The organism is Cyanobium sp. NIES-981, assembly GCF_900088535.1.
In the GTDB taxonomy this organism is placed as follows: Bacteria; Cyanobacteriota; Cyanobacteriia; order PCC-6307; family Cyanobiaceae; genus NIES-981.
Genome location: NZ_LT578417.1, coordinates 1,059,905 through 1,073,576, shown reverse-complemented (window position 1 = coordinate 1,073,576; position 13,672 = coordinate 1,059,905). Strand labels below are relative to the sequence as shown.

17 protein-coding genes are annotated in these 13,672 nt (G+C 70.0%); 11 read left to right on the top strand and 6 right to left on the bottom strand.

The features are described 5' to 3' along the window. The first annotated feature begins 14 nt into the window (after positions 1–14). The 7 genes from bioB to CBM981_RS05410 all read left to right on the top strand — a co-directional run bounded on the left by bioB (position 15) and on the right by CBM981_RS05410 (position 5,244). Positions 15–974, top strand: a complete 960-nt coding sequence (bioB, locus tag CBM981_RS05435; protein WP_087067586.1) for a biotin synthase BioB — start codon at positions 15–17, stop codon at positions 972–974. Continuing rightward, positions 971–1,927 (top strand): rhodanese-related sulfurtransferase, encoded by a 957-nt coding sequence (locus tag CBM981_RS05430; RefSeq protein WP_087067585.1) that lies wholly within the window; start codon positions 971–973, stop codon positions 1,925–1,927. Before bioB ends, CBM981_RS05430 begins: the two co-directional genes overlap by 4 nt. A gap of 14 nt (positions 1,928–1,941) precedes the next feature. Continuing rightward, the gene (locus tag CBM981_RS05425; RefSeq protein WP_087067584.1) at positions 1,942–2,952 is read left to right on the top strand and encodes a DUF952 domain-containing protein; all 1,011 of its coding nucleotides are present in this window, start codon (positions 1,942–1,944) and stop codon (positions 2,950–2,952) included. After that, positions 2,949–3,473 carry a hypothetical protein gene (locus CBM981_RS05420; RefSeq protein ID WP_087067583.1) on the top strand — a complete coding sequence of 175 codons (525 nt, stop codon included), beginning with the start codon at positions 2,949–2,951 and terminating at the stop codon, positions 3,471–3,473. Before CBM981_RS05425 ends, CBM981_RS05420 begins: the two co-directional genes overlap by 4 nt. A gap of 21 nt (positions 3,474–3,494) precedes the next feature. After that, complete coding sequence (locus CBM981_RS15600; RefSeq protein ID WP_172820826.1) at positions 3,495–3,644, top strand: hypothetical protein; 150 nt, start codon at positions 3,495–3,497, stop codon at positions 3,642–3,644. A 59-nt stretch (positions 3,645–3,703) separates the two neighbouring features. Further along, the gene (locus CBM981_RS05415; protein ID WP_087067582.1) at positions 3,704–4,330 is read left to right on the top strand and encodes a nitroreductase family protein; all 627 of its coding nucleotides are present in this window, start codon (positions 3,704–3,706) and stop codon (positions 4,328–4,330) included. Positions 4,331–4,449: 119 nt separating this feature from the next. Next, on the top strand, positions 4,450–5,244 hold the full coding sequence (locus tag CBM981_RS05410; protein ID WP_197686669.1) for an SDR family NAD(P)-dependent oxidoreductase: 795 nt from the start codon (positions 4,450–4,452) through the stop codon (positions 5,242–5,244). 84 nt (positions 5,245–5,328) lie between these two features. Here the strand turns inward: CBM981_RS05410 and CBM981_RS15595 are convergent, their stop codons facing one another. Next, on the bottom strand, positions 5,329–5,589 hold the full coding sequence (locus CBM981_RS15595) for a hypothetical protein (RefSeq protein WP_172820825.1): 261 nt from the start codon (positions 5,587–5,589) through the stop codon (positions 5,329–5,331). Positions 5,590–5,922: 333 nt separating this feature from the next. Between CBM981_RS15595 and CBM981_RS05400 the strand changes: the two genes are divergently transcribed. Further along, positions 5,923–7,311, top strand: coding sequence for a glutamate decarboxylase (locus CBM981_RS05400; protein WP_157665339.1), 1,389 nt, complete (start codon positions 5,923–5,925; stop codon positions 7,309–7,311). 36 nt (positions 7,312–7,347) lie between these two features. Here CBM981_RS05400 and CBM981_RS05395 read toward each other — a convergent pair whose 3' ends face one another. Beyond that, a complete protein-coding gene (locus CBM981_RS05395) occupies positions 7,348–7,932 on the bottom strand; it encodes an EF-1 guanine nucleotide exchange domain-containing protein (RefSeq protein ID WP_087067581.1) in 585 nt (194 codons plus the stop codon). A 149-nt stretch (positions 7,933–8,081) separates the two neighbouring features. Between CBM981_RS05395 and CBM981_RS05390 the strand changes: the two genes are divergently transcribed. After that, the gene (locus CBM981_RS05390; RefSeq protein WP_087067580.1) at positions 8,082–8,780 is read left to right on the top strand and encodes a type 1 glutamine amidotransferase domain-containing protein; all 699 of its coding nucleotides are present in this window, start codon (positions 8,082–8,084) and stop codon (positions 8,778–8,780) included. 3 nt (positions 8,781–8,783) lie between these two features. On the opposite strand, the gene CBM981_RS05385 is transcribed toward CBM981_RS05390, so the two are convergent. The 3 genes from CBM981_RS05385 to recR form a co-directional block, all read right to left on the bottom strand. Continuing rightward, a complete protein-coding gene (locus CBM981_RS05385; RefSeq protein ID WP_087067579.1) occupies positions 8,784–9,110 on the bottom strand; it encodes a hypothetical protein in 327 nt (108 codons plus the stop codon). Between the two features lie 273 nt (positions 9,111–9,383). Further along, positions 9,384–10,328: a lipoyl synthase gene (lipA, locus tag CBM981_RS05380; protein ID WP_087067578.1), complete on the bottom strand. Its 945-nt coding sequence runs from the start codon at positions 10,326–10,328 to the stop codon at positions 9,384–9,386. A 97-nt stretch (positions 10,329–10,425) separates the two neighbouring features. Next, positions 10,426–11,004 carry a recombination mediator RecR gene (recR, locus tag CBM981_RS05375; protein WP_087069217.1) on the bottom strand — a complete coding sequence of 193 codons (579 nt, stop codon included), beginning with the start codon at positions 11,002–11,004 and terminating at the stop codon, positions 10,426–10,428. 158 nt (positions 11,005–11,162) lie between these two features. On the opposite strand from recR, the gene psbP reads away from it, so the two are divergent. Both psbP and CBM981_RS05365 read left to right on the top strand, forming a co-directional pair. Then, positions 11,163–11,741, top strand: coding sequence for a photosystem II reaction center PsbP (gene psbP / locus CBM981_RS05370; RefSeq protein ID WP_087067577.1), 579 nt, complete (start codon positions 11,163–11,165; stop codon positions 11,739–11,741). Positions 11,742–11,752: 11 nt separating this feature from the next. Next, positions 11,753–12,790: an FAD-dependent oxidoreductase gene (locus CBM981_RS05365; RefSeq protein WP_087067576.1), complete on the top strand. Its 1,038-nt coding sequence runs from the start codon at positions 11,753–11,755 to the stop codon at positions 12,788–12,790. Here the strand turns inward: CBM981_RS05365 and CBM981_RS05360 are convergent. Then, the gene (locus CBM981_RS05360) at positions 12,784–13,641 is read right to left on the bottom strand and encodes an LCP family protein (protein WP_172820824.1); all 858 of its coding nucleotides are present in this window, start codon (positions 13,639–13,641) and stop codon (positions 12,784–12,786) included. The two genes, CBM981_RS05365 and CBM981_RS05360, sit on opposite strands and share 7 nt — an antisense overlap. Positions 13,642–13,672 lie beyond the last annotated feature (31 nt).

Here is a 13,672-nt window from a genome sequence, read left to right as displayed (position 1 = left end):
CCTGCCCCTCCGCTGTGACCCCCTGCCCTGCCACGCGGCACGACTGGACCCGCGCCCAGATCCAGCGGCTGCTCGAGCTGCCCCTGATGGACCTGCTCTGGCAGGCCCAGCAGGTGCACCGTGCCGCCAATCCCGGCTACAGGGTGCAGCTGGCCTCCCTGCTGAGCGTGAAGACCGGCGGCTGCGAGGAGGACTGCGCCTACTGCCCCCAGTCGATGCACCACAGCAGCGATGTGAGCGGCCGGCCGGAGCTGGAGGTGGAACCGGTGCTGGCGCGGGCCCGGGCGGCCCGGGAGGCCGGCGCCCACCGCTTCTGCATGGGCTGGGCCTGGCGCGAGATCCGCGATGGGGCCCCCTTCGAGGCGATGCTGCAGATGGTGCGGGGCGTGCGCGCGCTGGGGATGGAGGCCTGCGTCACGGCCGGCATGCTCACCGATGCCCAGGCGGCACGGCTGGCGGAGGCGGGCCTCACCGCCTACAACCACAACCTCGACACCAGTCCCGAGCACTACGACCGCATCATCACCACCCGCACCTACCAGGAGCGGCTCGAAACCCTGGCCCGGGTGCGCCGCGCCGGGGTGACCCTCTGCTGCGGCGGCATCATCGGCATGGGCGAGGCTGTGGCCGACCGGGCCGGCCTGCTGCAGGTGCTGGCCAGCCTCGATCCCCATCCGGAAAGCGTGCCGATCAACGCCCTGGTGGCGGTGGAGGGCACCCCCCTGGAAGACCAGCCGGCGGTGGATCCGCTCGAGCTGGTGCGGATGGTGGCCACCGCCCGCATCCTGATGCCCCACAGCCGCGTGCGGCTCAGCGCCGGGCGCGAGCAGATGAGCCGGGAGGCCCAGGTGCTCTGCCTGCTGGCCGGGGCCGATTCGATCTTCTACGGCGACAGCCTGCTCACCACCTCCAACCCGGCGGTGGAGGCCGACCAGGAACTGCTGGCGGCCGCCGGAGTGCAGGTGGCCGCATGAGCGCGCGGGTGGCCGCCTTCTACCGCTTCGCGCCCCTGGCGCCGCAGGAGCTGCCGTCCCTGCGTCAGCGCCTGCAGGCCCGCGGCGACGCTGCCGGGCTGAAGGGCACGGTGCTGCTGGCGCCCGAGGGCGTGAACGGCACTGTGAGCGGTCCGCAGGCCGGGGTGGAGGCGCTGCTGCAGGCGCTGCGCGCCGATCCCCGGCTGGCGGCGCTCCAGGCAAAGTGGGCCGAGGCCCCCCAGCAGGCGTTCCACCGCTTCAAGGTGCGGCTCAAGCGCGAGATCGTCACGATGGGGGACCCTGCCCTGCAGCCCTACCTCGCCACCGCGGTGGGGACCCACGTGGATCCCGAGGCCTGGGATGCCCTGATCACCGATCCCCGCACCCTGGTGATCGACACCCGCAATGCCTACGAGGTGGCGCTGGGCAGCTTCGAGGGGGCGATCGATCCGGGGACGACCAGCTTTCGGGAGTTCCCCGCCTGGGTGGAGCGGGAACTGAGGCCCCTGGTCGAGCAGCGGCGCCCCGAAGCGATCGCCCTGTTCTGCACCGGCGGCATCCGCTGCGAAAAAGCCACGGCCCATCTGCTGCGGCAGGGCTTCGAGGGCGTGCATCACCTGCATGGCGGCATCCTGCGCTATCTGGAGGAACGGCCGGAGGCCGGCAGCCGCTGGCAGGGCGAGTGCTTCGTGTTCGACCAGCGGGTGGCGGTGAACCACCGGCTCGAGCCGGGTGAGGCCAGCCTCTGCCATGCCTGCCGCAGGCCCCTCACCGCCGCCGACCGGCAGCTGCCCAGCTACCGGGAGGGGGTGAGCTGCCACCACTGCCATGACCGCCGCGATCCGGCCGACCGGGCCCGCTTCGCCGAACGGCAGAGGCAGATGGACCTGGCCCGCCGGCGGGGGGAGGTTCACATCGGGCGGGTCTTCCCGACCCCGGCCCCGATCTCCTGAGCGGCCCTTCCGCTGTGACGGCCCCGCCCGTGCTCTACAGCTTCAGGCGGTGCCCCTACGCCATCCGCGCCAGGCTGGCCCTGGCCGTGGCGGGTCTGGAGCCGGGCCGGGATCTGGAGCTGCGGGAGGTGAGCCTGCAAAGCAAGCCCCCCGAGCTGCTGGAGGTTTCCCCGAAGGGCACGGTGCCGGTGCTGGTGGAGCCTTCCGGAGCGGTGCTCGACGAAAGCCTGGCGATCATGCGCTGGGCCTTGGTGCGCCGCGATCCCCACGGCTGGCTGTCCAGTGCTGGAGGGTGCGGCGCAGCCGGCCCGGAACAGGAGGCCCTGATCGCCGAGAACGACGGCCCGTTCAAGCACCACCTGGACCGCACCAAGTACGCCAGCCGCTTCGGCCCGCAGGGGGAGGCCCGGCGCGAAGAGCACCGCCAGGCGGCCCTGGCGATCCTGGCCGGCTGGAACCGGCGTCTGCAGGCTGGCGGCTGGCTGCTGGGGGCTCGCCCTTCCCTGGCCGACTGGGCCCTGCTGCCCTTCGTGCGCCAGTTCCGCCTGGCCGATCCCGCCGGTTTCGATGCGCTGCCGCCCGATCTGGCGGCGCTGCAGGCCTGGCTGGCCCGCTTCCTGCAGGGGCCGGAGCTGGCGGCGGTGATGGCGCCAGCCTGGGCCGGTCGGGAGCCCTGGCGTTCACCCCGCTGGCTCTACCACCTGGCACTGGAGGCGGAGTGGCGGCAGGCGCGGCAGGCGGGGGTGTACGCGCGCTCCACCCGGGGCCTGGCGCTGGAGGAAGTGGGCTACATCCACGCCAGCTACGCCCACCAGCTGGAGGCCACCGCCCGGCGCTACTACCGGGATGCAGGCCCCGTGGTGCTGCTCACCCTCGATCCCCGGCGGCTGGAGCGGGCCGGTGTGCCGGTGCGGGCCGAAGCCCCCCCGCAGGGCACGGAGCTGTTCCCCCATCTCTACGGACCGCTGCCCCTGGACGCGGTGCTGCGGGCTGATCCCTGGAGGCCGTTGCCGGCACAGCCATGACTCTGGCGGGCCCCACCCTGGAGCAGATCGAGCAGGAGGCGAGCCGGCGCCAGCTGCTGCTGCGCCTTCAGGTGGGCCGCCCCGGCGGCGTGGCCTGGAGCTTGCGGGTGGGGGTGGCGCGGCGTGAGGCTGCCGGGCTGGCTCTGCTGGGCGAGCTGAAGGGCTGGGCCCTGCCGGCGTTCGATGGACTGCGGCTGGACACGCTGCGGGTGCAGGGCGAGGGCACCACCGCGGTGGGCCCGCTGATCTGGGCGGCCACCTTCGCCTGGGCGCTGGAGGACACGCCATGCCGCCAGGCCCGGCTCCTGGCCATCCGCGACGGCGAGCGCCAGCACGTTCGGCTGGTGCGTTACTTCCGCCAGCTGGGGTTCACGCCGCTGCGGGAGCTCGGAGCGGGGCCAGCCGATCTGCCGGCCCGGCTGGTGTGGGGAGGGGCCGGACTGCTGATGCGGTGTGACTGCGCCGAGGGGCTGAGGCGCAGCGTCCGGCGCCTGGGCCACGGGGGTGGCGTGACACAGTGAGAGCCTCTGGCAGCCGGACCGGTGACGAACAACAGCGATTCCCGCAAGACACGCCTGGTGAGTGTTCTGGTGGCGCTCGGCTCCCTGGCCGGTCTGGCCGTGGTGGTGTGGTCCACCGTGGTGATGCTCGATCTCAAGCATCTCAACACCTCGGGCTTCACCCTGCCTTGATCGCCGGGGCCAGCCTCCGTAGGTTGTTGGCTGACCCCCGCTGCCACCGGGCCTGAGCCATGGATGTGATCGAGGCGATCTATGCGCGGCGGTCGGTGAAGCAGTTCGATCCCGCCCATCGCCTCACGGCCGAGGAGGAGCGCACCTTGCTGGAGGCCACGATCCAGGCGCCCACCAGCTTCAACATCCAGCACTGGCGCTTCGTGATCCTGCGGGATCCGCAGCTGAGGGCCAGGATCCGCCGGGAGTACGGCAACAACCAGGCCCAGATCACTGACGCCTCCCTGCTGGTGCTGTTCACGGCGGATGTGAAGGCGTTCGCCAAGAGCCCCGAGCGCTACTGGGCCCACGCCCCCAAGGAGGTGGCCGAGCTGCTGGTGGGCTGGATGGGACCGTTCCACGAGGGCCGCGAGTGGCTGCAGCGCGATGAGGCCCAGCGCTCGATCGGCCTGGCGATGCAGACCCTGATGCTGGCGGCCACCGGCATGGGCTACCAGAGCTGCCCGATGATCGGCTTCGAGATCGAGAAGCTGGCGGAGCTGATCCACCTGCCGGCTGATCACGTGATGGGCCCGCTGGTGGCCATCGGCAAGGGCACGAAGGAGCCCTGGCCCAAGCCCGGCCAGCTGCCCCTCGAGGAGCTGGTGCTGGAGAACGGCTTTCCGCCCTCGAGCACGGGCCAGTAAGGCTCCCGCTCCCTCCCGCAGCCCGCAGCCTGGAGGTGAGCCTGTCTTCGATGGGACTGGATCCGCTGGACTGTCTTTGCGGGGGTGGTCCGACACTGGCGTGACCGTCAATGCTCGTCATGCACTCCGAGGCCGACCGACCGACCCTGCCGGGCATGTTCGACCTCAGTGGTCGCGTCGCCCTGATCACCGGGGGCAGTCGCGGGCTCGGCAAGGCGATCGCCCGGGGGTTTGCCGAAGCTGGCGCAAGCCTGGTGCTCGTGAGCCGAACGGAAGATGAACTCGTGTGGGCGAGCGATGACATCGAACGGGCCACTGGAGCGAAGGTCGCCTGCATCGCCACCGACCTGAGTCGCCGCGCCGACATCAGCACCCTGGCGGCGAGAGCCCTTGGGATGTTTGGCCGGATCGATGTGTTGCTCAATAATGCTGGAGGCAATCAACCGCAACCGATTGATGCCATCACAGATGAAGTCTGGGATTATTTTCTGGAACTCAATCTATCGAGTTGCATGGCGCTGACGCGTGCGCTGGTGCCGCAGATGAAAGAGCGTCGCTGGGGTCGAGTCATTTACACATCATCGCTTCTTGGCTTCACATCGGTTGCTGGACGAAGTGTTTATTCCGCCACAAAAACTGCCCTGCTTGGGCTGGCACGCGCCAATGCCATTGATCTTGGGCCGTTCGGGATCACCGTGAATTGCCTGGCTCCCGGACCGTTTTCAACGGAGCTGTCGGCAGCCAACTTCAGCCAAGAGGCACGGGAACGCTTCGCCAGCCGCACCGCCCTGGGCCGCTGGGGTGAGACCCATGAACTCGTAGGGCCTGCTCTGCTTCTCGCCAGTGAGGCGGGCAGCTACATCACCGGTACGGCCCTGATCGTCGACGGCGGGGCGCTGGTGAAAATGTTGTAAAGGGTTGATGGTGAGGGATTGGCCCTAAAAAGGGCGTTCGGACAATAGAACTGCTGCGTTGCGCTGGCGCTTGCCATGACCGTTTCATCCTGCAGGCGCTGCGACGCCGATACGGTGGAACGGCTGGTCGTCAGAACGTTTTCCGATGCCCATGGCGAGGCTGAGGGACGGGCTGTGGGTGCCCTGGCCGGAGAACTCCTCAGGAGGACGCCACAATCCGGCCGCTATGGCTCCGCTGTCCGCAGCAATGACCACCTTGTGGGCAGCATCCTTCTGTCGCGCCTCAGGTTTGAGAGTGCCGTGGCGGCGTTCCTCCTGGCTCCGGTGGCGATCCGCACCGACCATCGGCGTTGGGCTTGTGCTCACCTACGGCGACCCCCGCTTCTCGGGGAAGGTCGGATTCGCGCCAGTGGAGGCAGGCTGGCTGCCAGCTCCTTTCCCCCTGTCCCGGCCGGAAGGTTGGATGGCCCTGTCCTTGCCGGCCCCCCCGATCGCGCCGGTCCTTGGGCGTTCGCGCTGTGTTCCTGCCCCTCTCCAGAGCTGAGCACCGGTGAGCAAGGCAGCGGCTCCCAGATCCAGACCCGCTGGCCCCAACCGAGCCTGTGGCCTGCCGGCCTCCCCCGCGGCCTGATCGGGAAGGTCTGCATAGCTTGAGACCCCTGGACCCCTCGCCCACCGATGGCCCTGCACCTCACGCGCCCCACCCGGGCGGATGCCGTTCTCCACAGCGAGGAGTTCACCCGGCCCCTGCCCCGCGACCGCTTCCCCCAGCACGGCCAGGAGGCCGCCGCCACCGCCGAGATCCTCAGCGACGAGCTGCTGCTCGATGGCAACAGCAAGCAGAACCTCGCCACCTTCTGCCAGACCACCGAGGGCCCCCAGGTGCATGCCCTGATGGACCTGGCCATGGACAAGAACCTGATCGACAAGGACGAATATCCGCAGACGGCGGAGCTGGAACGCCGCTGTGTGGCCCTGCTGGCCGATCTGTGGCATGCCCCGGCCGGCGCCATCGGCTGCTCCACCATCGGCAGCAGCGAAGCGGCCATGCTCGGGGGCATGGCGGCCAAGTGGCGCTGGCGTGCCCGCCAGCAGGCCGCCGGCCGGCCCACGGACAAGCCCAACATGGTGTGCGGCAGTGTGCAGATCTGCTGGCACAAGTTCGCCCGCTACTGGGACATCGAGCTGCGCGAGATCACCATGGAGCCCGGCAGGCTCTGCCTCACCGCGGAGGACGTGCTCAGCCGGGTGGATGAGAACACGATCCTGGTGGTGCCCACCCTGGGCGTGACTTATCACGGGCTCTACGAGGATGTGGCCAGCCTCAGTGCCGCCCTCGACGGTCTGCAGCAGCGCTCAGGCCTCGACATTCCCATCCATGTGGATGCGGCCAGTGGGGGCTTTCTGGCGCCCTTCACCGCTCCTCACCTGCCGCCCTGGGATTTCCGGCTGGAGCGGGTGAAGTCGATCAACGCCTCGGGCCACAAGTTCGGCCTCGGGCCCCTGGGGGTGGGCTGGGTGCTGTGGCGCCAGGCCAGTGATCTCCCCAGCGAGCTCGTGTTCAAGGTGAGCTACCTGGGCGGCGACATGCCCACCTTCCAGATCAACTTCTCCAGGCCCGCCGGCCAGGTGATCGCCCAGTACTACACCTTTGTGCAGCTGGGTCGTGAGGGCTACCGCCGCATCCATGCCGTGTCCCACGCCGTGGCGCAGGTGGTGGCGGCGGCGCTGCAGGCGATGCCGCTGTTCGAGGTGCTGCACGATGGCAATCCCCATCGCGGCATCCCTGCCGTGGTGTGGCGTCTGGCTCCGGGGCAGGATCCCGGCTTCAGCCTGTACGACCTGGCCGACCGGCTGCGGGTGCGTGGCTGGCAGGTGCCGGCCTACCCCCTCACCGGCAGCCTCGCCAGTACCCCCTTCCAGCGCATCCTGGTGAAGCGGGGCTTCACCCGCGAGATGGCCGACCTGCTGGTGGAGGACATCCGCCAGGCGGTGGACCATCTCCACAACCACCCGCGGGCCGTGCCGCTCTCCGCCGAGGAAGCGGCGTCCTACAACCATCTGTGAGCCAGCAGGCGCCGCGGCCCGGATGCAGCGCCCGATTCAGCGCGAGGCTTCGGCGTGGTTCAGCAGCAGGTGCTCCACCTGATCGAGCGATTCGCCGGCCAGGGCGCGCACCGTTTCGAACTGGCCGTCGCCCTCCTCCAGCAGGGCCATGGCCACGCGGTCGAGCAGATCGTCGCGCTGCTCCTTCAGCAGCACCAGCACTTCCCGCTCGATCAGCTGCTGCAGCACCCGCGCGCGCAGCGAGCCGCTCGCTCCGGTGGCGGCCAGGGTGCCCTGCACCAGTTCCCGAACGAACAGGCGCTGCACTTCATGGCTGCGCAGGAAGCTCTCCACGGCATTGATCGCTCCGTCCACCACCGTGCGCTCCGGCTCGGCCTCCTCGCCCTGCAGGCGGAATTCCCAATCGAGGTGGCGGCGCTGCCAGCCCGGCTGGTGCAGGTGGGGGGTCACGCTCTGGCTGAAGCTGTCCACCGAGAGTTCGTAGACCCGCTCGGCGAGGCGCTCGCACCAGTCGCGGCCGTGGCGCTGCAGGCTGTCATCCAGGTCGGTGCGGGCCACGGTGTGGCCGCCGTGGAAGCTGTGACAGACGCCGTTGGGGCACTCAACCGCCGAGAGGCTCATGCTGAAAAAGGAGCAACGCCCCAACAGCTAGCCACGCTCCACGCCGACCACCAACAGCCCCTGTTCGTTCCGCCGTTCCAGCGTGGGTCACGCCCTCCAGGGCCGGTAGGGTGCGCCGAGGAAGGACCCCCTCCAGGAGAACCCCGCCGATGCGCATCCTCATGGTGCTCACCTCCCACGACCGGCTGGGAGAGACAGGCGAGAAGACCGGGTTCTGGCTCGAGGAACTGGCCGCGCCCTACTACGTGCTGCGCGATGCCGGCGCCGCCGTGAGCCTCGCCTCGCCGAGGGGCGGGGAGCCGCCGCTGGATCCCAAGAGCAGCGCGCCCGATTTTCAGACCGACGCCACCAGACGCTTCGCGAGCGACTCCGCGGCCCGGCAGGACCTGGCCACCACCCTGCCCCTGGCGCAGGTCCGGGCCGATGACTTTGACGCCGTGTTCTTTCCCGGAGGGCACGGCCCGTTGTGGGACCTGGCGGTGGACCCTGCCGTCCGCGGCCTGATCGAGGCCTTCGTGGCCCAGGGCAAACCCGTGGCGGCGGTGTGCCATGCCTCGGCGGTGCTCCAGGCCGCCACCACCCCCACCGGCGAACCCCTGGTGGCGGGTCGGCGCGTCACCGGCTTCAGCAACAGCGAGGAGGAGGCCGTGGGGCTCACCGAGGTGGTTCCGTTCCTGGTGGAGGAAAGGCTGAAGGCGCTGGGGGCCCGCTACACGGCCGCTGAGGACTGGCAGCCGCTGGTGCTGGTGGATGGCCCCCTGATCACCGGCCAGAACCCCGCCTCCTCCGAGCCCGCGGCCCGGGCGCTGCTGGAGCGGTTACAGGCCGGGATGGCAGGGCAGGCCTGAGCTTCAGGACTGCTCCATTTCCAGGATCACGATCGCCATCACACCCACGCCCATGCCGAGATACTGCTGGCGAGTGATGGTTTCTCCGTAGAGAAATCGGGTGGCGATGATCAGCGTGATCACGTTGAACACCACGCAGATGATCGAGGCCGTGGCGATGTTGCGGTGGCGAAAGGTGTGGGCCAGCACGGCCATGCCGGCCATGTAGATGGCCATGCCCAGCCAGAAGGCGGGGCGGTTCTGCTGAATGATCCATGTCTTGATGGCCAGGTCGCCGAGGGTGAGGATGGCGCCACCGAGCAGCATCAGGGCCGTTGGACTGAGATTCATCCACGGCATCACGGTTCACCGCATCACGGATCCATGCATCCCTACACCCTGCATGGGGAACTCGCGTCTGTGAGCTGCATGCACAGGAACTTCATGCATAAGGACTTCATGCATGGAGATTTCATGCATGGGCTTCATGCATGAAAGGTGTGTTTATGATGCTGCAACCCTAGCGCTGGTTGCATCCAGCGGCGGAAGGTTGGTCTGCAAGGTCAATATCTTGTCAACTTCTCTGTGCCCAGATTCCGCCTCCGGCCCGCCACCTGGGCAGCTTCAGCCGGAAGGGGGCTGCCCCTCGCCGGCGTGGTAGCTGCTGCGCACCAGGGGACCACTGCGCACCTGGGCGAAGCCCAGCTCCCGGGCCACCGCCGCCAGCTGCTCGAACTCCTCCGGCCGCCAGTAGCGGGCCACCGGCAGGTGGGCGAGGGAGGGCCGCAGGTACTGTCCCAGCGTGAGGCGCTGGCAGTCCACGGCCCGCAGGTCCTGCAGGCTGGCCACCACCTCCTCGACACTCTCCCCCAGCCCGAGCATCAGGCCGCTCTTGGTGGGGATCCCAGGGGCCAGTTCCCGGGCCGCTGCGAGCAGCCCAAGGGAGCGGCGGTAGGTGGCGCCGCGGCGCACCTCCCCCTGCAGGCGTTCCACCGTTTCCAGGTTGTGGTTGAAGCACACGGGGGCGGCGGCCAGCACGCTGGCGAGCCGCTGGCGCTGGGCGCGCAGCGCCGCTGCAGGATCGGCAACGCCACCCCAGAAGTCCGGGGTGAGCACCTCGATCGCCACCTGGGGTGTGCGGCGCCGGATCGCGGCCATGGTGCTGGTGAACAGGCCGGCGCCGTGGTCGGCCAGATCGTCGCGGGCGACGGCGGTGAGCACCACGTAGCGCAGCTGCAGGGTGGCCACCGCCTCGGCCACCCGCTCCGCTTCGCCCCCATCCACGGGGGTGGGGGCCAGCCCCTTCTCCACCTGGCAGAAGGCGCAGCTGCGGGTGCAGATCGGTCCGCCCAGCAGGAAGGTGGCGGTGCCGGCGGCGTAGCACTCGCCGCGGTTGGGACAGCGGCCCTCCTCGCAGATGGTGTGCAGCCGCTGCTGCTTCACCACTCCCTGCACCGCCTCCAGGCCTGAGGCGTCGCCGATCGGACGCCGCAGCCACGGTGGCAGCCGCTCGCTGGGGGGGATGGCGCGGTAGCGGCTGGTGCTGCTCCGAGGGGGGGAGGGGCTCATGGCGCAGGGCTGATCACAGCGGAGGGCAGATCACGGCGGGGAGCGGGGCGGGAGGCACCGAAGGGGGTGAGAGCCTCATCAGAGACTCATCAGAGGCTCATTCCACCCGGCGGCGCCCCTCGAAGGCCCGGGCCAGGGTCACCTCATCGGCATACTCCAGCTCGCTGCCCACCGGCAGGCCGTAGGCGATGCGGCTCACGGTGGTGAAGGGTTTGAGCAGCCGGGCCAGGTAGAGGCTGGTGGTGTCGCCCTCCACGCTCGGTGTGAGCGCCAGGATCACTTCCTCCACGCCGTCGGCCGCCACCCGCTGCACCAGCGGCTGGATCTGCAGCAGCTCCGGCCCGATGCCGTCCATGGGGGAGATCAGGCCGCCCAGCACGTGGTAGCCCCCCCGGAATTCCCGCGTGCGCTCCATCGCCAGCAGATCACGGGAGTCGGCCACCACGCACAGCTGGCCGTTGCGCCGTTCCTCGTTGCGGCAGATCTCGCACAGCGGTTCGGCGGAGAGGTGGAAGCAGCGCTGGCACTGCCCCACCTGGCTGCGGGCGGCCAGCAGGGCATCGGCGAAGGCGCGGATCTGCTCCTCGGGCTGGCGCAGCAGATGCAGGGCGAGCCGCTGGGCGGTGCGGGGGCCGACGCCGGGCAGTCGCTCGAACTGCTCGATCAGCCGGGCCAGCGGGCGCGTGAAACCGCTCAGGGTGGCCTGCGCAGGGGCCACGAATGTAGGCGGGGCCGCCGCCTGGCCGTGTCCGGCGGGGGCGCCGCGCGGTGCCCCAAGCAATGCCCCCAGCCCAGCCCCACGCAGAATGGAGCCAGCCTTGCCTGCCTGCTTCCATGACCAGCCTCTCTGCACCCGGGCCGCACCCCCTGCCGAGACCCCTGCTGCGGGGGGTGGTCGCGGTGCTGCTGGCCCTGGTGCTGGTGGGCTGCAGTGCCGCGGCCGCCGGGCTGAACCGCTACCAGAATCCGGATGGCCGCTTTGCCTTCCTCTACCCCACCGGCTGGACGCGGGTCCAGGTGAGCGATGGTCCCCAGCTGGTGTTCCACGACCTCATCAACAGTGATGAAACCCTCAGCCTGGTGATCTCTGACGTCAAGGCGGATGGTGATCTCGCCGATCTGGGCAGCGCGGTGGCCGTGGGTGAGCGGCTGCGCCGGGCCGTGATCGCCCCGGAGGGCAGCGGCCGCCAGGCCGAACTCCTGCAGGCGGAGGAACGGGACCAGGACGGCCGCACCTTCTACGACCTCGAATATTCCGTGCACCTGGGGGACCGGGACCGCCATGAGCTGGCCACGGTGGTGGTGGACCGGGGGCGCCTGTACACCTTTGCCGCCAGTACCAACGAGATCCGCTGGGGCAAGGTGAAGGACCTCTTCCATCAGGTGGTCACATCCTTCACCCTGCTGGTCTGATCACGGAGCGGATGGCTGGGGATCCCCGCCCCGGACCCTGGGATGTGGCGGTGGTGGGTGGCGGGCTCGCCGGTGGCCTGCTGGCCCTTGCCCTGGCTGACCAGGGATTGACCGTGATCCTGCTGGATGCTGGCAACGCCTCGGCCACGGCCCTGAGCTACGGGCTGATGACCGTGCCGGCGGCCGCCCCCTGGGTGGCGCTCCAGCTCCGCCATGGTCCACTGGGGCTGCGCTGGCGCTGGGCACGGCTGGCGGGTGCCCCTCTGGATCAGAGGGGCCTCACCCGCTGGCTGGAGCGGCTGCCGCTCCCGGTGGCCCAGGTGGAGGCCCCGGCGTTCCTGGCCGCCCTGCCGGATGCCCTGGCTGCTGCCGGGGTGGCCGTTGTGCGGGAGCGGGTGCGGCCGCTGCCCCGGTTGCCGCGCCGCAGTGCCCCACCGTGCTGGCCGCTGGCGCTGGAGGGAGGCGCGCTCCTGGAGGCCCGGCAGGTGGTGCTGGCGGCAGGCGCCGGCTGCCGCACCCTCTGGCCCGCTCTGGATCTGCGCCTGCGCACGAGCTGGGCCGGGGTGCTGGAGCTTGGCCAGCCACCGGCCTGGTCCCTGCGCTGGCCGGCGCAGCTGGTGGTGCCCCGCCGTTTCCAGCGCCTGGAGCTGGAGGCTCGGGCGGCGGAGCTCACACGGCCGCAGTGGGTGGTGGATGCGGGGCTCGTCTGCAATGGCTGCCGCTGGCTGGCCGGGCAGGTCAGCCTGGTGGATCCGCAGCCCGATCCAGCAGCTGCAGCACCGCATCCCGAGGCGATGGAGGCGAGGCTGAGGCTGGGTCTGGCGGGCCTGGGGGAGGTCCTCCGCACAGCCGGCGGGCACTACGTTCAGGTGCCGGTGACCTACTGCACCGATGCCAGGCCCCTGGTGGGAGCCGTGCCTCACGCCCCCGGGCTGTGGGTGTTCACCGGCTTCACCGCCGCGTTCGCTCAGGTGCCCCGGGCGGCCCGTTGCCTGGCCAGCACCATCAGGGAGGCCACTGGCCGAAAGGGATCCCGGGGGGATCAGTAGACGTAGCGGTTGTCGAATCCTGGGTCGGCGGTGCCCCCCTGCTGCCGGGGCCAATCCGCCTCCCAGTAGCTGATGCCGTTGAGCATGAAGGGCCGCCCCCCCAGCCGTTCGGTCCTGAGCTCGGTGGTGCCCATGGCGGTGATCAGACCGCCCAGTTCCATCGGGCCGAGGTCGGTCTTCACATCCTTGCCTCCGGCATTCAGCAGCACCGGCAGCCGCACCAGATTCTCCGGCCTGGTGAGCTTGCGGAACAGGGCCTTGAGCGCCAGCTGCTGCCGTTCGATCCGGCCGATGTCGCCCCACTCGTCATGACGGAAGCGCAGGAATCCCTCCAGATCGTTGCCCTTGAGCAGCTGGGGGCCGGGCTGAAGATCGATGGTGAGGCCCTGGCTGCGGTCGGTGTAGCGCATGCGTTTGGGCACATCCACCTCGATGCCACCGAGCGCGTCGGCCATGTGGCGGATCGCCCGCAGGTTCACCACCAGATGGTGGGTGATCGGCTGGCCCAGCTTGCGGGAGAGCTCTTGCTCCAGCAGATCCGTGCCGCCGATCGCATAGAGGGCGTTGATCTTCTGGGGCCCGTAGCCCTCCGGTTCGATGTAGGTGTCGCGCGGCACCTGGGTGATGTAGGTGGTGCCCCCCTCAATCCTCAGGGTGGCGATCACGTCGGTGTTGCCGCCGCCCACATCGGTGCCGAGCACGAGGATGTTCTGGTTACCGATCCCCCGCCAGGCGGTGAAGGGGTTGGTGATGCGTGGGTTTTCAGGCAGCCTGGCCCCGCTGAGCCACTCCGCCAGGGGCATCGAGGCGAGCAGCCCTCCACCCAGGCCGATCAGCATCGCCAGAAGCACCGGCGCACGCCGCCGTCGCCGCGGAGGCGGT